Consider the following 20,891-nt stretch of genomic DNA (forward strand, 5'->3'; position numbering starts at 1 on the left):
TTTAAAACCGTTACAGGCTCGGTGCGGAAAAGGTGTCGCACTGATTAATGTCGCCATGCGCGAAACCGGTCTTGAACCACTTCACCCGTTGCGCCGAAGTACCGTGGGTAAAGGAGTCTGGCACTACGCGCCCTTGGCCTTGTTGCTGCAAACGGTCATCACCAATGGCGTTTGCCGCGTTCAGCGCTTCCTCAATGTCACCCGGCTCCAGCCAGTTCAAGCGTTTTTGCGCAATGCTGGCCCACACGCCTGCCAGACAGTCCGCTTGTAATTCCTGACGTACCAGCAAACCGCCATCGCCTTTCATGGGTTTGCCTTGCTGACGGGCCATTTGCATTTTCGACGATACGCCCAACAACGTTTGCACGTGATGGCCCACTTCATGGGCAATCACATACGCCTGGGCAAAATCCCCTGCGGCTTGAAAGCGCTGAGCCATCTCCTGGAAAAAGCTCATGTCCAGGTAGACTTTCTGGTCGGCTGGGCAGTAAAAAGGTCCGCTGGCGGAGGAGGCAGAGCCGCACGCCGAGTTGATCTGACCACTGAACAACACCAGGGTCGGGTCTTTATAGGTGCGGCCAGACTGCTGAAAGACCTGACGCCATGTGTCTTCGGTGTCGCCCAGCACGGCACGCACGAACTCGGCTTGTTGATCGTTGGCAGGCGGCGCATGGCCTGTTTGTTGCGAGACCTGCGGCGATGATTGCTCCGTCAACTGGCCGCTCAACTGCCCGAGAATTTGCAGGGGGTCCTGCCCGGTCAGCAAGCCGAAACCGACGATGACCACAACGGCCATCAGGCTCAAGCCTTTACCGCCCCCGATGCGCATCCCGCCGCCGCCTCCGGTACTTTGATCGCGCACGTCTTCCACGTTGTCGCTACGCCGGCCTTTTTTCCAAAGCATGGAGGTTTCCTCTATCAATCGTTTTCATAAGTGTTGTTGCTGACGGAGGGCTGCGCCAGCCCGGCTGTCAGACGCTCTTGCACAGACCGCGGAGTGTGGCACTTAGTGCTATGACGCCGCAGTGATAAGTTCAGATAGATGGCAGTCACCCTGAGGGTCAATCGAAAAACATTCTTGAGAAAAACTAAAAGGGGGCCGCTTTCCTTCATGCTCCAGGGAGCCGGTTTTTCGGGGATGGATCTCAGCGGCTTGTTCCTCGGGGAAGTGACCTGCCTAAGGTTGAGCATGGACGAAAAGCTCAAATCGACAACTCACTCTGTTTCCTTTGCGGCACGCCGGGCAACAGATGCGGCAAGCCAAGAAACCCTGGTAGAAGCCGAGGATGAACGGGCAAGGCATGGAACCCCATGCAAAGGTCGGAAAACAGCGCAAGCCCTGAAGCAGACGCTTTTCACGCTGCCCTGACGGGGTCAGGGCATTGGTCGTCTCAACGTGATTGAGGGACTGGCCTCCGTTGCAGCTTCACGCTGAATTGAAATTTCTGACGGCTTATTGCAGACGTATCGTTCTAGATCGTTGGCCTATGTCACGCAGTGTCTTCAGACGCATGCCTCAGTATTTTCCTGCGTATTGACGAAAGGCTTGCTGCGAAGCGTCAAGAAAGACGTCACTGCTGACGCTTAACCAGAGAATAACCAAGGCCCCGAACAGCGGTGGGCGGTGCTGGGCGGTTAGGGTTTGGCCGTAAGAAGTGGCAGTGGAGTCCCCGAGCGCAGGGTGCAAGCGACGTTAAAAAGCGTACTCGGCGGAGTGCCGGGGCAGGGGGAAGGTTTTACGAACGCTTCGCGTCCGATTACAGCCTCGGGGCTCTTGAGCGACGACAGGTGAGCTTGTGTAGTCGCTCAAGAGCCCCGAGGTTTTTTACAGCCGCTTATCGGCGAACCAGCAGCACACCGGATTCCATGTGGTGGGTCCACGGGAATTGGTCAAACACCGCGCAACGCTCGATGCGGTGGGTGTCGTGCAGTTGGGCGATGTTCTCGGCCAGGGTCAGCGGGTTACACGAGATATACAGAATGTTGTCGAAGCGTCGGGTCAGTTCGCAGGTGTCCGGGTCCATGCCAGCACGGGGCGGGTCAACGAACACACTGCCAAAGTCGTAGCTTTTCAGGTCAATGCCCTGCAAACGCCGGAACGGACGCACTTCATTCAGCGCCTCGGTCAACTCTTCAGCCGACAACCTGACCAGCGTGACGTTATCCACAGCGTTGTCGCTGAGGTTGTTGAGCGCGGCATACACTGAGGTCTTGCTGATTTCAGTGGCCAGCACTTTGCGCACACGGGTGGCCAGCGGCAAGGTGAAGTTGCCGTTGCCGCAATACAGCTCCAGCAAGTCATCCGAACGCTCGCCGAGCGCCTCGTAGGCCCAATTGAGCATCTTTTGGTTCACCGTGCCGTTAGGCTGGGTGAACGCGCCTTCAGGCTGTTGATAACTGAAGGTGCGACCTGCCACCTCCAGTTTTTCCACCACATGATCGCGCCCGATCACGACACGCTTGCCTTTGGAACGGCCAATCACGCTGATGTCGAGGTCTTGAGCCAGCTGTTCGGCTGCCTGTTGCCAGTGCTCATCCAGCGGGCGGTGGTAGCACAACGTGACCATCGCATCGCCTGCGAGGGTGGTCTGGAACTCCACCTGAAACAGCTTGTGGCTCAACGCGGAGCTGGCTTTCCAGGCGGCCTTGAGCTGCGGCATCAACTGATTGATCCGCAGGCTGGCAATCGGAAAATCTTCGATCAGGATCGGCGTGCGTTTGTCTTCCGGGGAAAACATCGCGTAGTGACGCTCGCCGGCTTCGCGCCACAGGCGGAACTCGGCGCGCAGACGAAAGTGTGTCATCGGCGAGTCGAAGACTTGAGGTTCCGGCGCGTCGAACGGCGCCAGCAACTCGCGCAGACGGTTGGCCTTGGCCTCCAGCTCTACGGCGTACGTTGCAGAATCTAACGGCAAGGCACTCATGCGTTAAACCAACCCAATTTGACCACGAACAAGACCGACAGAATGATTAATGGCGCATTCAGCTCACGGGCGCGGCCCGACAGCAACTTGATCACTGTCCAGGAAATGAAGCCGAAGGCGATACCGTTGGCGATGGAATACGTGAACGGCATGGCCAGCGCGGTAATGACCACGGGCGCGGCAACGGTCACGTCGTCCCATTCGATCTCGGCCAGGCCGCTCATCATCAGCACGGCCACGAACATCAGGGCTGGCGCGGTGGCGAATGCCGGTACGCTGGCGGCCAAGGGCGAGAAGAACAGTGCCAGCAAGAACATGATGCCGACCACGATGGCGGTCAGACCGGTACGGCCCCCAGCGCTCACGCCAGCAGCCGATTCGATGTAGCTGGTGGTGGTGGAGGTACCCAGCAACGAACCGGCCATGGCCGCGGTGCTGTCAGCAATCAGGGCACGGCCCATTTTCGGCATATGGCCGTCTTTGCCCATCAGGCCTGCACGCTTGGCAACCCCGATCAGGGTGCCCGAGTTGTCAAACAGGTCAACGAACAGGAACGCAAAGATCACGCTGATCAGGCCGATGTCCAGCGCGCCTTTGATGTCCAGTTGCAGGAAGGTTGGGGCCAGCGAAGGCGGCATCGACATCACACCACCGAACGCGGTCACGCCCATCAGGATAGAGGCGACGGTCACGCCCAGAATGCCGATCAGCACTGCGCCCCGAACTTTCATGGCTTCCAGCGCCACGATCACGGCAAAGCCCAGCGAAGCCAGGATGACTTTTGGTTGAGTCAGGTCGCCCATGCCGACCAGTGTGGCCTGGTTGGCCACCACGATGCCGGCGTTACCCAGTGCGATCAGCGCCAAAAACAGGCCGATACCGGCGGCAATCGCTGAGCGCAGGGGCAGCGGAATGCTGTTGATGATCCATTCGCGGATGCGAAAAATCGACAGCAGGAAGAACAATACGGCGGAAATGAAGACGGCACCCAGCGCAACTTGCCAGGTGTGACCCATGTGCAGGACCACGGTGTAGGTGAAGAAGGCGTTCAGGCCCATGCCCGGAGCCAGCGCAATCGGGTAGTTGGCGATGATGCCCATGATTGCCGAACCGATGGCGGCCGCCAGGCAGGTTGCGACAAACACTGCGCCTTTATCCATGCCGGTTTCGCCGAGGATGCTCGGGTTTACGAACAGGATATAGGCCATTGCCAGAAACGTGGTGATCCCCGCAAGGATCTCGGTACGCACGTTGGTGTTGTGTGCCTTGAGTTGAAACAGCCTTTCCAGCATGCCAGTCCCCGTGGCGCCCCCAGGCGCCGTCATTAAATCGTTTTCAACAGCAAAGCACAGACTTGTAACGCCTGAAGTTTTTCTGTCTGTCGGAAAAAGCCGCGCATCATACCAGCAGCTTCAGCGTATGGCTGCTTTGGTTTGGGTGAGCGGCGATGTTTTGTAACGTCTAGGTGACAGGCATACTGTGTGCCAGTTTTTCGGGGGGCTTATGACACGCACTATCAAATCTGTTTTGGCTTGTTTGAGCCTGTTCCTCAGCGCAGGCCTCAATGCGGCACCCGCGCTGCCCTTGAGTGCGCTCGAAGTTTTGCAGGTGGTGTCTAAGACGGGCGCGACAGAGGAGGTGCGTGGTAATGAGAAAACCCGTAGAGCGCACCATGGCGACACTATCAAGGTGCATGTGCTGGAGCGGGGTTATGGCAGTAACCAGCCGTGGGTAACCTTCAATGGGCATGAGGTAGATGGCACGCGCACACCGGTGTGTAACCGGGGTGAGGGGCTTGTGACCTGTAATGGTGCAGGCACCACAGTGGGTTACCTCTATACCTTCACGTTTCGTAACACCGATGGCGGGTGGTTCGAGTTTACTAACACCTCGCTGGTGCCACCGCACAACCGGCTGAGTGCACGCCTCTATATAAAGTAGCTGCTCCCAATCGGTAGCGACTACAGGGCTTTTTCTTCTAGCATCCGGTCGCGCCTGGCCAACCCGGGGAACAGTTTTATCCACAGCCCGGTGACGACCAGCGTTCCGAGGCCGCCCAGCACCACCGCTGGCACGGTGCCCAACCAATGAGCCGTTGCGCCTGACTCGAACTCGCCCAGTTGGTTAGACGCGCCGATAAACAGGCCATTGACCGCGCTTACGCGACCGCGCATTTCATCCGGGGTTTGCAGTTGCACAAACGATGCGCGAATCACCATGCTGATCATGTCCGCCGCGCCAAGCACGACGAGTACTGCCATTGAGAACCAGAACGATGTCGACAGCCCGAAAGCGATGGTTGCGACGCCGAACACGCCCACGGCTGTAAACATGATGCGCCCGACCTTGCGCTCCACCGGGAAACGGGCCAGCCACAGGGACATCAGCAGCGCACCGACTGCCGGTGCCGATCGCAGCATGCCCAAGCCCCACGGCCCGGTAAGCAGGATGTCTTTGGCAAATACCGGCAACAGCGCCGTCGCGCCGCCCAGCAGCACGGCAAATAAGTCCAGCGATATCGCGCCCAGCACATCCGGGTGACGGCGGATAAAGCGAATGCCCCCCAGCAGTGAGTCCAACGTGGCTTTGCCTTTGTTCAATGCCGCTTGCCGTGCAGGCAAGTTGCTCATCAACAGCGCAGCAATGAAGTACAGCGCGACGGCAGGGCCATACACCCAGACACTGCCAAAGGCGTAGAGCAAACCGCCAAACGCCGGGGCAATAATGGTGGCCGATTGTTGCGCGGCCTGTGCCGCCGCCACCGCGCGGGGGAACAGGCTGGCGGGCACGATGGAGGGCAGCAGCGCTTGTGTGCTGGGCATTTCAAAGGAGCGGGCGCTGCCCAACAGGAACGCCAGGAGAAAAATCATTTCCCGCGTGACGTTGTCGGTTGCACTGCTGATGGCCAGCGTCAGCGCAATCATGCCCTGCAGGGTTTGGCAAAGCGCAGCGACTTTGCGCCGGTCATAGCGATCCGCCACATGCCCGGTGTGCAACATAAACAGCACACGCGGAGTGAACTCGATGAGACCGACCCAGCCCAGGTCCATGACGTTGCCAGTGAGCTGATACAAGTTCCAGCCGATGGCCACGGTCAGCATTTGAAATGCACTGGCAGTAAAGATGCGGGCAAACCAAAAGGCGATAAACGGACGGTGATGGCGAAGTAATAAAGGCGGGTGATTCATTAAACGGCCGTCACTGCGGGTAAAGGAGGTGGCGAGGTTATCATTAAGTTGTAACAAGTAATGACGCAAAAAGGGGGCCGTAAAGCGGACAAACGGCAAGCGCGAAAACCTTCCAAAACGATTACCTGCATTTCTTGCAAAGGTCTATTCCGGGGCCTGGGACATCCTGTCACGCGACAACAAACCACATTAGCCGCTCGCCAGGAATGGACTACTCTTTCAGCATTGCTTGATCCAGATCAAAACACCTCACGTTTAATCTGGAGTGGCCAGCCGGCCAGATCCCCTTTGTGTTGTGGTTGAAAGAGCGAACGCCGATTCGTGGTGCCACGGCCTGCGGGACAGTTGGATACAGGCGCCGTGCCTGTGTTCTGAACGACCTGATACCTGATAGAGGATGGCTTATGTTCGGTTTGGAGGCTTTAGATCTCGCCCGAATTCAGTTTGCGTTTACCGTATCGTTCCACATTATTTTTCCCGCCATTACCATCGGTCTCGCCAGTTACCTGATGGTGCTTGAAGGGATGTGGCTGAAAACCCGTGACGATACCTACCGCGATCTGTATCACTTTTGGTCGAAGATTTTCGCTGTCAACTTTGGTATGGGCGTGGTTTCCGGCGTGGTCATGGCGTATCAGTTCGGCACGAACTGGTCGCAGTTTTCCGACTTCGCAGGGTCTGTCACCGGGCCTCTGCTGACCTATGAAGTGCTCACTGCGTTCTTCCTTGAAGCCGGGTTTTTGGGCGTCATGCTCTTCGGCTGGAACCGCGTGGGTCGCGGCATGCACTTCTTCTCGACCGCGATGGTGGCCCTCGGGACACTGGTGTCGACCTTCTGGATTCTGGCATCCAACAGCTGGATGCAAACCCCACAGGGCTACGAGATCATCGACGGCCGGGTGATTCCGGTGGACTGGCTGGCGGTGATTTTCAACCCGTCGTTCCCGTACCGTCTGGCGCACATGGCGACGGCCGCATTTGTGGCCACGGCGTTCTTCGTCGGTGCTTCGGCAGCCTGGCACCTGTTGCGCGGTCGTAACACACCGGCCATACGTCGGATGTTCTCCATGGCTATGTGGATGGCGCTGGTGGTTGCTCCGCTGCAAGCCTTTATCGGCGATGCCCATGGCCTGAATACGCTGAAGTATCAGCCTGTGAAAATCGCGGCGATTGAAGGTCACTGGGAGAACAAACCCGGCGAACCTACGCCACTGATCCTGTTCGGCATCCCGAACATGAAAACCGAAACCACTGATTACAAGATTGAAGTGCCGTACCTGGGCAGCCTGATCCTCACCCACAGCCTGGATAAACAAATCCCGGCGATGAAGGATTACCCGGCCGCCGACCGTCCGAACTCGACCATTGTGTTCTTCAGCTTCCGCATCATGGTCGCGCTGGGGATGCTCATGATCTTCATCGGGCTGTGGAGCCTCTGGCTGCGCAAGCGGGGCACGCTGTACGAGAACCGCTGGTTCTTGCGTCTGGTGTTGTGGATGGGACCGTCCGGCCTGATCGCCATTCTGGCAGGCTGGTTTACCACTGAGATCGGTCGTCAACCGTGGGTTGTTTACGGGTTGATGCGCACTGCTGATGCGTCCTCCAATCACAGCGTGACGCAGATGAGCATCACCCTGATCCTGTTTGTGCTGGTCTACTTCTCACTGTTTGGTGTTGGTCTGGGCTACATGATGCGTCTGGTGCGCAAAGGTCCGGTCACCCATGAAGGGGATGAGCGCCCGTCGGGTGGTCCAGGTCAGCAACGCACGCCTGCCCGTCCTTTGTCTGCTGCCGACGAAGGCACAGAAGAAGGCTACAGCGACAGCCTGAACAAGGGGAATTGAGTCATGGGTATTGATCTGCCACTTATCTGGGCAATCATCATCATCTTCGGGATCATGATGTACGTGGTCATGGATGGCTTCGATCTCGGCATCGGCATCCTCTTTCCGTTCATCCAGGGCGAGAAAGACCGAGACGTGATGATGAACACCGTTGCCCCCGTCTGGGACGGTAACGAAACCTGGCTGGTACTGGGCGGCGCAGCGCTGTATGGCGCTTTCCCGCTGGCGTACTCCGTGGTGCTGTCGGCGCTGTACCTGCCGCTGGTACTGATGCTGATCGGTTTGATCTTTCGGGGTGTGGCCTTTGAGTTCCGCTTCAAGGCCCGGGCCGAGAAACGCCATATTTGGGACAAAGCGTTCATCGGCGGCTCTATTGCGGCGACGTTCTTCCAGGGTGTAGCGCTGGGTGCGTTCATTGATGGCATCCCGGTAGTCAATCGCCAATACGCCGGTGGCGGGCTGGACTGGCTTTCGCCCTTCACGGTGTTCTGCGGGATTGCACTGATCGTGGCGTACGCCTTGCTGGGTTGCACGTGGTTGATCATGAAAACCGAAGGCTCCCTGCAAGAACGGATGCACAAGCTGGGCCGCCCACTGGCATTGGCTGTACTGGTTTTGATGGGGGTTGTAAGCCTGTGGACACCGCTGGCGCATTCCGACATCGCGGCGCGCTGGTTCACGTTGCCTAATCTGTTCTGGTTCTTGCCGGTGCCGATTCTGGTGTTGGTAACCATGTATGCGTTGCTCAAGGCGATTGCTCGCAATGCGCATTACGCCCCGTTCCTGTTGACCCTGGTGCTGATTTTCCTGGGTTATAGCGGGCTGGGCATCAGCCTGTGGCCAAACATCGTCCCGCCTGCGATTTCGATCTGGGATGCAGCGGCGCCGCCGCAAAGTCAGGGCTTCATGCTGGTCGGAACCCTGTTCATCATTCCGTTCATCCTGGGTTACACCTACTGGAGCTACTACGTGTTCCGCGGCAAGGTGACCCACGAAGACGGATACCACTAGTCGCACGTGCCGCTGCGGCCCAAGGGTCGCAGCCATTGCTTGCAGAGGAGTGCCGAACATGGCTGGAAAAGATTATCTGAACGACGTGCAAGAGTGCGAGAAGAAGCCGCTGTGGCAACGCATTGGCTGGTTGCTGGTGATCTGGACCGCCAGTGTGGCGAGCCTGGCTGTATTTGCCCTGCTGATACGCCTGTTTATGACGGCGGCCGGCATGAAAAGCCACTGACTTCCCATCCCGTTGCCTTGCAGCACGGATTTATAACCCGCTTCGGCGGGTTTTTTTTTGACGTGGAAAACGTGGTGTTGTTGACCCTGGCGCGGCACAAGGATCTCCACGTACGGTCCGCGATCCCTCGCAAACTCACGCGCCCGGGCAGTGACGACAGTGCTTTTATTTGCGCGCTTTGAGAATCACGAACTTTGGGGTCGCTGCCACTTGTTCGACCCCCCTAAACAGCTTCGCCAGCTTGCTGTGGTAGCCCAGATGGCGATTGCCGACGATGTACAGCGCGCCCCCCACCACCAGCGCATCACGGGCCTGATTGAACATGCGCCATGCCAGAAAGTCGCCCACGACCTGCTGTTGATGGAAGGGCGGGTTACACAGCACCACGTCCAGCGATTGTGGCGCCTGACCTGCCAACCCGTCGTCAGCACGCACGATAACCTCGCGTTCACCCAATGCTGCCTGCCAGTTTTCACGTGCCGATTGCACAGCCATAAACGACTCATCGACCAACGTGTATTGGGCATCCGGATTACTCAACGCACTGGCAATCGCCAGAACACCATTGCCACATCCCAGGTCCGCTACCCGCGCAGCCCCCAGATTTTTTGGCAGGTGTGGCAGAAACGCCCGCGTGCCGATATCCAGTCCTTCGCGGCAGAAAACGTTGGCGTGGTTAATCAACTCGATGGCGGGCTCATCCAGTCGGTAGCGGGTCGGATAAGGTGAAGTGAAAGCCTCTTTGTCTTCCACTGTTGCGCTCAACAGACGCGCTTTTTTCACGGCCAGCGAGGCCTGCACCGGGCCGATGTAGCGCTCCAACAGATCACCGGCCGCGCGGGGCAGGTGCTTGATCATGGCGCCGGCTATTACCTTGGCGCCCGGCGCCAGTTGGCCTTGTAAGCGGATCAGTTGTTCTTCAAGCAGGGCCAGGGTTTTAGGCACTTTGACCACTACGCAATCGAACGGACCGATCAGTGGCTGACTCGCCGCAATGACGGTGACGGCATTGAATGCAAACTGGTTACGGGTGAGGTTTTTTTCCAGTGCCTGAATGGCCAGGAACGAGTCGCTGCTGCTGGTGACATTCATTGAGCTGACCAGGCTGATAGCCAGCGCACCAAAACTGTCGTTAAGCACCAGAACACGGCTGCCCTTTGGCAACCCCTGTTCGGCCAGGTGATTGAGTAAATACTCGTCCGCAGCATCGAAGGCCTGTAGCGGCTCATTCTGTTGTTCAGGCTGGCGGATCAAGTGGAGATGGGCGAACGGGGTGTCGAGCACAGGCATTGGGACAAACTCTGGGGAATCGACAGCGGCATCTCTGCCCTGAAGGGCAAGAATCAACACTGGAGTCCGTGGGGTTTACAGGTGTGCGCGATTTTACTTTTTTTTGCAGGGGATTACCTGATGCGTTTATCAGGTGATGGTCTGGATGCAGACAACTCGCCGGTTTGGCTATAACAAGCCCGACTTTGTCGCTATTACCACGGCTGACGTTTTATTGCTCGCACCCATTTTGCGAATGGCACTACTGATATGGAAATTCACCGTGCGCGTGGTCAGGCTCAGGATCATGCCAATGTCAAACGCGGTCTTGCCTTCCGCCGTCCGCTTCAGGACTTCGGACTCACGTGCCGAAAGTCGCATGGCTTGAGGGGGAGGCTCGTCCTGCCTGGGCAAATAGCGTGCGGTCATAGACGTGTGCAGTTGGTTGCACAACCACAGCACATGGGCGGCCTTTTCGGAAAATTCGAAGGCTGTGACCGGTGTTTTTGATCTGGCCAGGCTCAGAATACTGACAACACCCTTGTTGTCATGCACCGATTGTGACCATCCATGGTTTAACCCAAACGCACGCGTGCCTTCCCATAATTCGGGGGTGTCATGAAATACCTCTTCGCCCCAGATCAGAGGGGCGATGGACAGCTGACAGTGGATGATAATTGGGTTTCTTTGTACATAATGATTGCTTTCATAACGTGCAATAAACTCTTTTGGATAGTTAGTTATTGTTTTGCTATGCGTAGCGATATTTCCAAAGCGCGGGATCGATCGGAATAGAAAGTATTCAAAACCATACTCTTCTATCCTTTTGAGTGTGCTCTCAAAGAGTTGGTGTTCGTTTTTGTCGGTACTGCTCTGATTTTCATAAAGCCTTTGATGGGTTTTCATGAGGAGATCCTTTGCCCCTGGTTATGTGATCCAGTTTGCATGACGTCCTCATAGTAGTAGAGGTTTGTAGGAAATTTCAAAGTTATTGGTCTTGTTTGTTAAATAAGTTTAATTCAGTGAATTAGTGTAAAAGCACCAGTATCGACAAGCGATACCTGGTGAGCCCGCACGATAGAACTGTTCCAATATAGGGAGTACGAGCTAGCGTATTTTTGACGCCATTTATTAATGTTTTTTCTGGCGAAGAACAGGCATCAAGCGCAGGTGGCATATTGGGTGTGCGCCCTATTTAAAGTGTTTATTTAAAACGGACGTTACAGAGGCGGCGAAAGGCCCTCCCAATCGTCGGTGTTCCTGATGCCGACTTTGCGCGACACTAGGGCACGAGCCAATGGAGTGCACCATGACTGCCAGCGCAGAGAAATTTACCCGCCAAACCCTGCTTGAAGTTCGCCCTTTGACCCCGAGCCTGTTTACCCTGCGCACCACGCGGGATAAGGGTTTTCGCTTTACGGCAGGCCAGTTTGCCCGGCTGGGCGTGACCAAGGCTGACGGCACTACGGTCTGGCGTGCGTACTCAATGGTGTCTTCGCCGCATGATGATTTCCTCGAATTTTTCTCCATTGTGGTCCCGGGTGGCGAGTTCACCAGTGAGCTGAGCCGTCTGGAAGCGGGCGATACCCTGCTGGTGGATCGGCAGGCATTTGGTTATTTAACCCTTGATCGGTTCGTGGATGGCCGCGACTTATGGTTATTGGCAACCGGTACAGGGGTCGCGCCATTTTTATCAATCCTTCAGGACTTTGAAGTGTGGGAGAAGTTTGAGCGCGTTATTCTTGTTTACAGTGCGCGTGAAAAAAAAGAGCTGGCTTATCAACCCTTGATTCAACAGTTAATGCAGCGAGATTACTTGGCTGAACATGAGCACAAGTTTGTCTATGTGCCTGTTGTGACGCGTGAAAAAGTGGCAGGTGCATTAAATGAGCGAATGACATCACTTATTGGAAGTGGTGAGTTAGAGCGTGTTGCGGGTGTAGCGTTAACGGCTGAGCATTCCCGGGTGATGATATGTGGCAATCCGCAAATGATTGACGATGTGCGCACGTTGTTAAAACAAAAAGAGATGCGCTTGAGTTTGGCCCGCAAGCCGGGGCAAGTAGCGGTCGAGAACTATTGGTAACCCTGAAACCACGTAACGTTTAAATAAAAACGGCGCCTGATGGCGCCGCTCGTGTTAACGCCCGGTTTAAGGGCGGTTGTTTTGCAGCTTGAGCAAGTCACGAATCTCACCCAGCAACTCTTCTTCTTTGGTCGGAACGGGAGGGGCACTGGGGGCCACGGCCTCTTCGCGCTTGAGGCGGTTGATTGCCTTGACGCCCATGAAGATGGCAAACGCCACGATGATGAAATCGATCACGCTCTGGATGAATTTACCGTAGGCAAGCACGACCGCCGGTGCATCACCCGCAGCCGCTTTGAGCGTTATGGCCAGGTCGGTGAAATCCACGCCACCGATTAACAAACCCAAGGGAGGCATGATCACGTCGCCGACGAAGGATGAAACGATTTTGCCAAACGCGGCGCCGATGATAATACCGACGGCCATATCGACCACGTTTCCTTTGACCGCGAAGGCCTTGAACTCACTTATCACGCCCATAGGTTATTCCTTGTTACAGATGAGGTTGGTTAACGCAGTGTAAATCAGCCTTGCGGATCTTGCCCGACTGGCTGTTTAGCGCTACGCCTTCGTTATCGACACGCTCAGTCCTCTTTAGTTTTCAAACCACCTTCAACGTCCGCCAATACGCGAGTCAGACGCTCAACTCCAGGCTTATTTCTTAATGGGTGGCTTGAGCGCTTTCTATTTAGAATTTGCCCCGCAGACCTCTAGCCTTGGCTCAGTGCACGTTGGTGCGCCTAATAAATAGAGGATCTACGCATGACCACCTCCCTTGGCTTCGGAATGTTTTCACACAGACGCTTGCTGTGTGTTGTGAGTGCCAGCCTGTTATCGGCTTCTGTCCATGCAGCCACGTTGACCCGCGATAACGGTGCTGGCGTAGGCGATAACCAAAATTCGCAAACAGCCGGGGCCAATGGCCCGGTGTTGCTGCAAGACGTCCAGCTGCTGCAAAAACTCCAGCGCTTTGACCGTGAGCGCATCCCTGAGCGGGTCGTTCACGCCCGTGGCGCGGGCGCTCACGGCACATTTACGGTGACCAACGACCTCAGCGATCTGACCAAAGCCAAAGTGTTTGCTGGCGGTGAAGTTACACCGGTATTTGTGCGTTTCTCGGCAGTGGTTCATGGCAACCACTCCCCCGAAACCCTGCGCGATCCGCGCGGTTTCGCGACCAAGTTCTACACCGCTGACGGCAACTGGGACCTGGTCGGCAACAACTTCCCGACGTTCTTTATCCGTGATGCGATCAAGTTCCCGGACATGGTGCATGCCTTCAAGCCTGACCCGCGCACCAACTTGGACGATGACTCACGGCGTTTCGATTTCTTCTCCCACGTACCGGAAGCGACCCGCACCCTGACTGAGCTGTACTCCAACTCGGGCACGCCAGCCAGTTACCGTGAAATGGACGGTAACGGTGTGCACGCTTACAAACTGGTGAATGCCAAAGGCGACGTGCGCTATGTGAAGTTCCACTGGAAAAGCCTGCAAGGGCAGAAAAACCTTGATCCCAAACAGGTGACCGAGGTTCAGGGCAAAGACTACAGCCACATGAGCAATGATCTGGTCACCCACATCAAAAAAGGCGACTTCCCCAAGTGGGACTTGTACGTGCAGGTCCTCAAGCCTGAAGACCTGAAATCCTTTGATTTCGACCCACTGGATGCGACCAAGATCTGGCCGAATGTGCCGGAGCGCAAAGTGGGTCAGATGGTGTTGAACCGTAACCCGGGCAACGTATTTCAGGAAACCGAGCAGGTTGCCATGGCGCCCGCCAACCTGGTGCCGGGTATCGAACCGTCTGAGGACCGTCTACTGCAAGGCCGAGTGTTCTCTTACGCTGACACGCAAATGTACCGTTTGGGTGCGAACGCCCTGCAATTACCGATCAACGCACCCCGTGTAGCCGTCAACAACGGCAACCAGGATGGCGCGATGAACCTCGGTCACTCCACCTCAGGTGTGAACTACCAGCCTAGCCGTCTGGAATCTCGTGAAGAGCCAAAAGCCGCGCGTTACAGCGAGATGGCTCTGTCGGGAACGACCCAGCAAGCGAAGATCGTGCGTGAGCAGAACTTCAAGCAGGCGGGCGACCTGTACCGCTCATTCAGCAAGAAAGAGCGTCAGGACCTGATTGAAAACTTCGGCGGCTCGTTGGCGACAACGGACGATGAAAGCAAGCACATCATTCTGTCCTTCCTCTATAAGGCTGACCCTGAGTACGGGACCGGCGTGAGCAACGTGGCCAAAGGTGATCTGGCACGTGTCAAGGCGCTGGCTGCCAAGCTGGTGGACTAATACGCACACCCTGTAATTGCTGCTCGGCAGTGATTGCAGGGTTTACCTCCGGGGAGGTCGCAACCATGCGTTTTTTTATACCGTTCGCGCTGCTGTGTATAAGTGTCTGCGCCCAGGCCGATGAACCTGATATGCACGTACAGCTTCAGGATTATTACTTCGATGCTGCACGGCGCGGCGATGTGGCAATGCTCGATACCTTCATTGAGTCGGGGTACGCCCTCGACACTCAGGACAGCAAAGGCTACAGCGCCTTGATTCTGGCGGCGTATCACGGTCAGTCCGATGCCGTTGAGCATTTACTGGCTGCCGGTGCCAATGCCTGTGTGCAAGACAAACGCGGTAACACGGCCCTGATGGGCGCCATTTTTAAAGGCGAGCTGAAAATTGCCCGCCGGTTGCTGGCTACCGATTGCAACCCGGACCAGCGCAACCATGCAGGCCAGACTGCCGCTATGTACGCGGGCCTGTTCAAACGCGTCGAATTGCTCAACGATTTGACCCGTCAGGGCGCCGATCCGAATGCCGAAGATCCGTTGGGCAACAGTGCCGCTCGGCTGGCCAGAGGCGAAATCCGCATGCCGGCGGCGCGCTGATCCTGGCCGAGTGGGCTATCATCGCGTTTTTTCCGTGGAGTTCAGATGGCCAAGCCCAAGCGCATTTACGGCTGCACCGAGTGCGGTGCAACGTTTCCCAAGTGGGCCGGACAGTGCGCCGAGTGCGGTGTCTGGAACACATTGGTTGAAACTGTTGTAGAGAGCGGGTCTGCGGCACCGCCGAGCGGCCGTACCGGCTGGACCGGGCAGCAAGCCCAGCTCAAAACCCTGGCTGAAGTCAGCATTGAGGAGATTCCGCGTTTTTCGACGGCGTCCGGGGAGCTGGACCGCGTGCTCGGTGGCGGGCTGGTCGATGGCTCCGTGGTGTTGATTGGCGGTGATCCGGGTATCGGCAAATCCACCATCCTTCTGCAAACCCTCTGTCACATGGCTACGCGCATGCCTGCGCTGTATGTCACGGGGGAAGAATCCCAGCAGCAAGTGGCCATGCGCGCCCGCCGCCTGGGGCTGCCGCAGGACCGTCTCAAGGTGATGACCGAGACGTGCATTGAGAGCATCATCGCCACGGCCAAGCTCGAAAAGCCCAAAGTCATGGTGATTGACTCGATCCAGACCATCTTTACCGAGCAACTGCAATCGGCTCCGGGGGGCGTTTCGCAAGTGCGTGAAAGCGCGGCGTTGCTCGTGCGGTATGCCAAGTCCAGTGGCACGGCGATTTTCCTTGTCGGCCACGTGACCAAAGAAGGTGCGCTGGCCGGGCCGCGCGTACTGGAGCACATGGTCGACACCGTGTTGTACTTTGAAGGCGAATCCGATGGACGTTTGCGCCTGCTGCGCGCAGTGAAAAACCGTTTTGGCGCCGTCAACGAATTGGGCGTATTCGGTATGACCGACAAAGGCCTGAAAGAAGTGTCCAACCCTTCAGCGATTTTCCTGACGCGCGCGCAGGAAGAAGTGCCAGGCAGTGTGGTCATGGCGACATGGGAAGGCACCCGTCCGATGCTGGTCGAAGTGCAGGCGCTGGTGGACGACAGCCACATGTCCAACCCGCGGCGCGTGACATTGGGTCTGGACCAGAATCGGTTGGCCATGTTGCTGGCCGTTTTGCATCGCCATGGTGGCATCCCGACCCACGATCAAGACGTGTTCCTCAACGTGGTAGGCGGGGTGAAAGTGCTTGAAACGGCATCTGACCTGGCTTTGATGGCGGCGGTGATGTCGAGTTTGCGTAATCGGCCGTTGCCTCACGACTTGCTGGTATTTGGCGAAGTCGGGCTGTCTGGCGAAGTGCGCCCGGTGCCGAGCGGGCAGGAGCGCCTCAAAGAAGCGGCCAAGCACGGTTTCAAACGCGCCATCGTGCCCAAGGGCAATGCCCCGAAAGAGTCGCCACCGGGCTTGCAGATTATCGGCGTCACGCGTCTTGAACAGGCGCTGGATGCACTGTTTGAGTAGCGTTATTCATCTGTGATCAAGGCTTTTAACTCGCGCTGAAGCAAGTCTTGATCGCCCAGATTCAGTTCGACCAATCGACGCAGGTTGCCGATCGACTCGGAGTCGATGCGGGTGCATTCAAAACCCAGTTGGTGGGCCTCGGTGTGGGCCAGGTGCACGACCACGATGATGTGCGTTTCATTGCTGAGGTGGATGTCGGCGGTAAATTCAGGGGCTGGGGCGGGGCGCCAGTCCTGCGGCTTCTCAATCAGCAACCCTTTGAGCGACACATCCAGCAGTTTGACTGACCAGTGCAAAGGTCCCTGACTGATCCGGGTCTGGGCATCAAAGGCAATACGGGTAAAGCGCCGACGTTCTTCAGGCTGTTCAGGCATGGTCAAACCCTCTGGGCATGGGTGAACTATAGACCCGATCCACCCATTGCCCGTGATGAAAAAAACCTTTCGAAGAAGGCTCTAGACCAACGTCAGGGGGTGGTCTTTAGTGCTGGGAGCGCTAAACTCCGGAAGCAGTCCTTCTTGTCCAACTGGCCGGAATATAAAAATGAATAATAAAAATAGCTTGCTCCGCCACATCCCGTGGCTGGTGCTGGCAATTGTAGGCGCCTGCGCCCTTGGCGTCGTGGCATTGCGTCGGGGCGAGGCAATCAACGCCTTGTGGATCGTGGTGGCAGCGGTTGCCATCTATCTGGTTGCTTATCGTTACTACAGTTTGTTTATCGCCACCCGGGTGATGCAGCTGGACCCGAGCCGGGCAACGCCTGCGGTGGTCAACAACGACGGTCTGGACTATGTACCGACCAACAAACACATTCTTTTCGGTCACCACTTTGCCGCCATCGCAGGCGCCGGCCCCTTGGTCGGGCCGGTATTGGCTGCGCAAATGGGGTATCTGCCTGGCACGCTCTGGCTGATTGCCGGTGTCGTGCTTGCGGGTGCGGTGCAGGATTTCATGGTGCTGTTCATGTCCACGCGTCGCAATGGCCGCTCGCTGGGCGACATGGTGCGCGAAGAAATGGGCAAGGTGCCGGGCACCATTGCGCTGTTTGGCTGCTTCCTGATCATGATCATCATCCTCGCGGTGCTGGCGCTGATCGTGGTCAAAGCCCTGGCCGAAAGCCCGTGGGGCATGTTCACGGTAATGGCCACTATCCCGATTGCGATGTTCATGGGCATTTACATGCGCTATATCCGCCCGGGCCGCATCGGTGAAATCTCCATCATCGGCGTGCTCCTGCTGCTCGGCTCGATCTGGCTGGGGGGCCAGATTGCGGCCGATCCTGAGTGGGCGCACGTGTTCACCTTCACGGGTGTGCAAATCACCTGGATGCTGATCGGCTACGGTTTTGTAGCGGCGGTGTTACCAGTGTGGCTGGTGCTGGCTCCACGCGATTACCTGTCCACCTTCCTCAAAATTGGCACTATCGTGGCTTTGGCGATCGGCATCCTGATCACCATGCCCGAGCTGAAAATGCCGGCGGTTACCCAATTCATCGACGGCAATGGCCCGGTCTGGAAAGGTGGCCTGTTCCCCTTCCTGTTCATCACCATTGCCTGCGGTGCGGTCTCGGGTTTCCATGCGCTGATTTCGTCGGGCACTACGCCCAAGTTGCTGGATAACGAAACCAACGCCCGTTACATCGGTTATGGCGGCATGTTGATGGAGTCGTTCGTGGCCATCATGGCAATGGTTGCCGCCTCGGTCATCGAACCGGGTGTGTACTTCGCCATGAACAGCCCGGCTGCCATCGTGGGGTCGGATGTTGTCAGCGTTGCACAAACTGTCACCAGCTGGGGGTTTGCCATTACCCCGGATGCACTGACGGCGCTGGCTAAGGACATCGGTGAAACCACTGTCCTGGCACGTGCGGGCGGTGCACCGACCCTCGCGGTGGGTATCGCGCAAATCCTGCACCACGTGCTACCCGGCGAAAATACAATGGCGTTCTGGTATCACTTCGCTATTTTGTTTGAGGCCTTGTTCATTCTGACGGCAGTCGATGCCGGTACACGTGCCGGACGTTTCATGCTGCAAGACTTGCTCGGCAGCTTTGTCCCCGCGCTCAAACGTACGGAATCGTGGCCTGCCAACCTGATTGCCACGGCCGGCTGTGTGGCGATGTGGGGTTACCTGCTGTACCAGGGCGTAATCGATCCGCTGGGCGGCATCAACACCTTGTGGCCACTGTTTGGTATCTCCAACCAGATGCTGGCAGGTATCGCGTTGATGCTGGCCACGGTCGTGCTGATCAAAATGAAGCGCCAGCGTTACATCTGGGTGACCATGTTGCCAGCGGTCTGGCTGCTGATCTGCACCACTACCGCAGGCTTCATCAAGCTGTTCGATGCCAACCCGGCAGTGGGTTTCCTGGCGCTGGCGAACAAATACAGCACAGCGCTGGAAGCCGGCCAAGTGATCGCCCCGGCGAAAAACATCGACCAGATGCAACACGTGATTATCAACGCGTACACCAACGCGGGTTTGACCGTGCTGTTCCTGTTCGTGGTCTTCAGCATCCTGTTCTATGCGCTCAAAGTCGGCATTGCCGCTTGGGGCACCAAAGAACGTACCGACAAAGAAGCGCCATTCCAGGCCATGCCGCAAGAGTGACTGAGGGCTGCAAACATGTTCAACGACCTGAGTCGCCTCGGTAAATACCTCGGTCAGGCTGCGCGCCTGATGGTCGGCATGCCTGACTACGACACGTACGTCGAGCATATGCAAACCAAACACCCGGACAAGCCGGTAATGAGTTATGAGGCGTTCTTCCGCGAACGCCAGGAGGCCCGTTACGGCGGCAAGGGTGGCCCTAAGTGTTGCTAACCCGCTAGCCCTTGTGCAGGAGCGGGCTTGTTCGTGACGCCAGGGTGTCAGTCAACGATTGAGTTGAATGGCCCCTTGTTTTCGCGAACAGGCTCGCTCCTGTTGTCGTTTTTGCACATCCATCGTCAAGGAGACTGCATGTCCTCTCCCATCCCCGTCACCATCCTCAGCGGCTTCTTGGGGGCTGGCAAAACCACGTTGTTGCGTTACCTGCTCAAGGCCGAACACGGCCTTAAAATTGCTGTGATCGAAAACGAATTCAGTGATGCCGGGATCGACACCCAACTGTTGGGCGACGAGCCGGTACAAGTCATGACGCTGGCCAATGGCTGCGTGTGCTGCACCATTCACACTGACCTGACCAAAGCCCTTTACCTGCTGCTTGAGCGGCTGGACAGCGGCGAGATTGCCTTTGACCGGTTGGTCATTGAGTGCACCGGTCTGGCCGACCCGGCGCCCGTGGCGCAAACCTTTTTCATCGATGAAGAATTGCGTGAACGCTACCTGCTGGACGGCATCATCACCTTGGTAGACGCAGCCCATGCGGATGTTCATTTGACCCAGACCATCGCCCAGGCCCAGATCGGCTTTGCTGATCGCTTGCTTGTGAGTAAGTGCGACCTGGTGGACGACGCCACCTTCGAGGCCCTGAGCGAGCGCTTGACCCGCATCAACCGTCGGGCGCCGATCCGCGTGGTTGAGCACGGCAAAATCGATCTGGCCGAGTTGCTGGACGTGCGCGGTTTTAACCTCAATGCCGATTTAGGCGGCGGGGTGAGTTTGCGGCCAGTGCAGCCCGCAGCGTCGATTGATCGTATCTCCAGCCTGGTGCTGCGCACCGACAAGCCGCTGGACATCGATCGCCTGAGCGAATTCATGAATGAACTGCTTGAAAACCATGGCAAGCAACTGCTGCGTTACAAAGGCGTGCTCCATATTGCGGGCGAAGCGCGACGCCTGGTGTTTCAAGGGGTTTTGAAACTCTATGGCTTTGATTGGGACACGGAATGGACTGAGGGAGAGACGCGCGAAAGTGTGATGGTGTTTATTGCCGATGCGCTCCCCGAGGAAGAGATTCGCGAGGGTTTTGCTCGCCTCGGGAATGCGTGAGAGGGCGTTTGCCTCACGTTTCCCGTACCAAAACTGTCAGCGTGGCCCCGGCATCAGGCAGTGACAGGGCGTAAAGCGATGCACTGTGCAACCCAGC

At 57.0% G+C, this 20,891-nt stretch carries 20 protein-coding genes; 12 read left to right on the top strand and 8 right to left on the bottom strand.

What is annotated here, in order from left to right; translation table 11 throughout:
• Positions 1–10: 10 nt before the first annotated feature.
• Positions 11–904 carry a KPN_02809 family neutral zinc metallopeptidase gene (ypfJ, locus tag CJF39_RS03750; RefSeq protein ID WP_094992205.1) on the bottom strand — a complete coding sequence of 298 codons (894 nt, stop codon included), beginning with the start codon at positions 902–904 and terminating at the stop codon, positions 11–13.
• Between the two features lie 138 nt (positions 905–1,042).
• Here ypfJ and CJF39_RS03755 point away from each other — a divergent pair, with 138 nt between their 5' ends.
• The gene (locus tag CJF39_RS03755) at positions 1,043–1,369 is read left to right on the top strand and encodes a hypothetical protein (RefSeq protein ID WP_141232162.1); all 327 of its coding nucleotides are present in this window, start codon (positions 1,043–1,045) and stop codon (positions 1,367–1,369) included.
• Positions 1,370–1,835: 466 nt separating this feature from the next.
• Here CJF39_RS03755 and trmA read toward each other — a convergent pair whose 3' ends face one another.
• Together trmA and CJF39_RS03765 are read right to left on the bottom strand one after the other, a co-directional pair.
• Positions 1,836–2,924 carry a tRNA (uridine(54)-C5)-methyltransferase TrmA gene (trmA, locus tag CJF39_RS03760; RefSeq protein ID WP_094992207.1) on the bottom strand — a complete coding sequence of 363 codons (1,089 nt, stop codon included), beginning with the start codon at positions 2,922–2,924 and terminating at the stop codon, positions 1,836–1,838.
• Positions 2,921–4,216 carry an NCS2 family permease gene (locus CJF39_RS03765; RefSeq protein WP_094992208.1) on the bottom strand — a complete coding sequence of 432 codons (1,296 nt, stop codon included), beginning with the start codon at positions 4,214–4,216 and terminating at the stop codon, positions 2,921–2,923. Before CJF39_RS03765 ends, trmA begins: the two co-directional genes overlap by 4 nt.
• Before the next feature lie 211 nt (positions 4,217–4,427).
• Between CJF39_RS03765 and CJF39_RS03770 the strand changes: the two genes are divergently transcribed.
• Positions 4,428–4,865, top strand: coding sequence for a DUF4879 domain-containing protein (locus CJF39_RS03770; RefSeq protein WP_094992209.1), 438 nt, complete (start codon positions 4,428–4,430; stop codon positions 4,863–4,865).
• Positions 4,866–4,885: 20 nt separating this feature from the next.
• Here CJF39_RS03770 and CJF39_RS03775 read toward each other — a convergent pair whose 3' ends face one another.
• A complete protein-coding gene (locus CJF39_RS03775; RefSeq protein WP_094992234.1) occupies positions 4,886–6,112 on the bottom strand; it encodes an MFS transporter in 1,227 nt (408 codons plus the stop codon).
• 404 nt (positions 6,113–6,516) lie between these two features.
• On the opposite strand from CJF39_RS03775, the gene CJF39_RS03780 reads away from it, so the two are divergent.
• The 3 genes from CJF39_RS03780 to CJF39_RS03790 are packed head-to-tail and all read left to right on the top strand — an operon-like array spanning position 6,517 to position 9,193.
• Entirely contained in the window at positions 6,517–7,956 is a 1,440-nt protein-coding gene (locus CJF39_RS03780; protein WP_094992210.1) for a cytochrome ubiquinol oxidase subunit I, read from the top strand.
• A gap of 3 nt (positions 7,957–7,959) precedes the next feature.
• Positions 7,960–8,967: a cytochrome d ubiquinol oxidase subunit II gene (cydB, locus tag CJF39_RS03785; protein ID WP_094992211.1), complete on the top strand. Its 1,008-nt coding sequence runs from the start codon at positions 7,960–7,962 to the stop codon at positions 8,965–8,967.
• Between the two features lie 58 nt (positions 8,968–9,025).
• Positions 9,026–9,193 carry a DUF2474 domain-containing protein gene (locus CJF39_RS03790; protein WP_094992212.1) on the top strand — a complete coding sequence of 56 codons (168 nt, stop codon included), beginning with the start codon at positions 9,026–9,028 and terminating at the stop codon, positions 9,191–9,193.
• Positions 9,194–9,358: 165 nt separating this feature from the next.
• On the opposite strand, the gene CJF39_RS03795 is transcribed toward CJF39_RS03790, so the two are convergent.
• Positions 9,359–10,483 (bottom strand): methyltransferase, encoded by a 1,125-nt coding sequence (locus tag CJF39_RS03795; protein ID WP_094992213.1) that lies wholly within the window; start codon positions 10,481–10,483, stop codon positions 9,359–9,361.
• A 168-nt stretch (positions 10,484–10,651) separates the two neighbouring features.
• Positions 10,652–11,368 carry an autoinducer binding domain-containing protein gene (locus tag CJF39_RS03800; protein ID WP_094992214.1) on the bottom strand — a complete coding sequence of 239 codons (717 nt, stop codon included), beginning with the start codon at positions 11,366–11,368 and terminating at the stop codon, positions 10,652–10,654.
• A 403-nt stretch (positions 11,369–11,771) separates the two neighbouring features.
• Here CJF39_RS03800 and CJF39_RS03805 point away from each other — a divergent pair, with 403 nt between their 5' ends.
• Positions 11,772–12,548 (top strand): ferredoxin--NADP reductase, encoded by a 777-nt coding sequence (locus CJF39_RS03805; protein WP_094992215.1) that lies wholly within the window; start codon positions 11,772–11,774, stop codon positions 12,546–12,548.
• A 66-nt stretch (positions 12,549–12,614) separates the two neighbouring features.
• Here the strand turns inward: CJF39_RS03805 and mscL are convergent, their stop codons facing one another.
• Entirely contained in the window at positions 12,615–13,028 is a 414-nt protein-coding gene (gene mscL, locus CJF39_RS03810) for a large-conductance mechanosensitive channel protein MscL (protein WP_094992216.1), read from the bottom strand.
• Positions 13,029–13,334: 306 nt separating this feature from the next.
• On the opposite strand from mscL, the gene katB reads away from it, so the two are divergent.
• From katB to radA, 3 genes are all read left to right on the top strand, one after another.
• Positions 13,335–14,852 carry a catalase KatB gene (gene katB / locus CJF39_RS03815; RefSeq protein WP_432760229.1) on the top strand — a complete coding sequence of 506 codons (1,518 nt, stop codon included), beginning with the start codon at positions 13,335–13,337 and terminating at the stop codon, positions 14,850–14,852.
• Between the two features lie 65 nt (positions 14,853–14,917).
• The gene (locus tag CJF39_RS03820; RefSeq protein WP_094992218.1) at positions 14,918–15,448 is read left to right on the top strand and encodes an ankyrin repeat domain-containing protein; all 531 of its coding nucleotides are present in this window, start codon (positions 14,918–14,920) and stop codon (positions 15,446–15,448) included.
• Between the two features lie 45 nt (positions 15,449–15,493).
• Positions 15,494–16,861 (top strand): DNA repair protein RadA, encoded by a 1,368-nt coding sequence (gene radA, locus CJF39_RS03825; RefSeq protein ID WP_047292009.1) that lies wholly within the window; start codon positions 15,494–15,496, stop codon positions 16,859–16,861.
• A 2-nt stretch (positions 16,862–16,863) separates the two neighbouring features.
• Here the strand turns inward: radA and CJF39_RS03830 are convergent, their stop codons facing one another.
• The gene (locus CJF39_RS03830; protein ID WP_094992219.1) at positions 16,864–17,235 is read right to left on the bottom strand and encodes a PilZ domain-containing protein; all 372 of its coding nucleotides are present in this window, start codon (positions 17,233–17,235) and stop codon (positions 16,864–16,866) included.
• Between the two features lie 169 nt (positions 17,236–17,404).
• Between CJF39_RS03830 and CJF39_RS03835 the strand changes: the two genes are divergently transcribed.
• The 3 genes from CJF39_RS03835 (at position 17,405) to yjiA (ending at position 20,794) form a co-directional block, all read left to right on the top strand.
• A complete protein-coding gene (locus CJF39_RS03835; protein ID WP_094992220.1) occupies positions 17,405–19,471 on the top strand; it encodes a carbon starvation CstA family protein in 2,067 nt (688 codons plus the stop codon).
• Between the two features lie 15 nt (positions 19,472–19,486).
• Positions 19,487–19,684 (top strand): YbdD/YjiX family protein, encoded by a 198-nt coding sequence (locus CJF39_RS03840; protein WP_010448516.1) that lies wholly within the window; start codon positions 19,487–19,489, stop codon positions 19,682–19,684.
• Positions 19,685–19,822: 138 nt separating this feature from the next.
• Entirely contained in the window at positions 19,823–20,794 is a 972-nt protein-coding gene (yjiA, locus tag CJF39_RS03845) for a GTPase (RefSeq protein ID WP_094992221.1), read from the top strand.
• The last annotated feature ends 97 nt before the right edge of the window (positions 20,795–20,891 follow it).

The sequence above is a fragment of the Pseudomonas lundensis genome (assembly GCF_002269125.1).
Taxonomy (GTDB): domain Bacteria; phylum Pseudomonadota; class Gammaproteobacteria; order Pseudomonadales; family Pseudomonadaceae; genus Aquipseudomonas; species Aquipseudomonas lundensis_A.

Coding starts and splice junctions, on each gene's coding strand:
- ypfJ (WP_094992205.1), bottom strand. CDS start 904: ATGCTTTGGAAAAAAGGCCGGCGTAGCGACAACGTGGAAGACGTGCGC.
- CJF39_RS03755 (WP_141232162.1), top strand. CDS start 1,043: ATGGCAGTCACCCTGAGGGTCAATCGAAAAACATTCTTGAGAAAAACT.
- trmA (WP_094992207.1), bottom strand. CDS start 2,924: ATGAGTGCCTTGCCGTTAGATTCTGCAACGTACGCCGTAGAGCTGGAG.
- CJF39_RS03765 (WP_094992208.1), bottom strand. CDS start 4,216: ATGCTGGAAAGGCTGTTTCAACTCAAGGCACACAACACCAACGTGCGT.
- CJF39_RS03770 (WP_094992209.1), top strand. CDS start 4,428: ATGACACGCACTATCAAATCTGTTTTGGCTTGTTTGAGCCTGTTCCTC.
- CJF39_RS03775 (WP_094992234.1), bottom strand. CDS start 6,112: ATGAATCACCCGCCTTTATTACTTCGCCATCACCGTCCGTTTATCGCC.
- CJF39_RS03780 (WP_094992210.1), top strand. CDS start 6,517: ATGTTCGGTTTGGAGGCTTTAGATCTCGCCCGAATTCAGTTTGCGTTT.
- cydB (WP_094992211.1), top strand. CDS start 7,960: ATGGGTATTGATCTGCCACTTATCTGGGCAATCATCATCATCTTCGGG.
- CJF39_RS03790 (WP_094992212.1), top strand. CDS start 9,026: ATGGCTGGAAAAGATTATCTGAACGACGTGCAAGAGTGCGAGAAGAAG.
- CJF39_RS03795 (WP_094992213.1), bottom strand. CDS start 10,483: ATGCCTGTGCTCGACACCCCGTTCGCCCATCTCCACTTGATCCGCCAG.
- CJF39_RS03800 (WP_094992214.1), bottom strand. CDS start 11,368: ATGAAAACCCATCAAAGGCTTTATGAAAATCAGAGCAGTACCGACAAA.
- CJF39_RS03805 (WP_094992215.1), top strand. CDS start 11,772: ATGACTGCCAGCGCAGAGAAATTTACCCGCCAAACCCTGCTTGAAGTT.
- mscL (WP_094992216.1), bottom strand. CDS start 13,028: ATGGGCGTGATAAGTGAGTTCAAGGCCTTCGCGGTCAAAGGAAACGTG.
- katB (WP_432760229.1), top strand. CDS start 13,335: ATGTTTTCACACAGACGCTTGCTGTGTGTTGTGAGTGCCAGCCTGTTA.
- CJF39_RS03820 (WP_094992218.1), top strand. CDS start 14,918: ATGCGTTTTTTTATACCGTTCGCGCTGCTGTGTATAAGTGTCTGCGCC.
- radA (WP_047292009.1), top strand. CDS start 15,494: ATGGCCAAGCCCAAGCGCATTTACGGCTGCACCGAGTGCGGTGCAACG.
- CJF39_RS03830 (WP_094992219.1), bottom strand. CDS start 17,235: ATGCCTGAACAGCCTGAAGAACGTCGGCGCTTTACCCGTATTGCCTTT.
- CJF39_RS03835 (WP_094992220.1), top strand. CDS start 17,405: ATGAATAATAAAAATAGCTTGCTCCGCCACATCCCGTGGCTGGTGCTG.
- CJF39_RS03840 (WP_010448516.1), top strand. CDS start 19,487: ATGTTCAACGACCTGAGTCGCCTCGGTAAATACCTCGGTCAGGCTGCG.
- yjiA (WP_094992221.1), top strand. CDS start 19,823: ATGTCCTCTCCCATCCCCGTCACCATCCTCAGCGGCTTCTTGGGGGCT.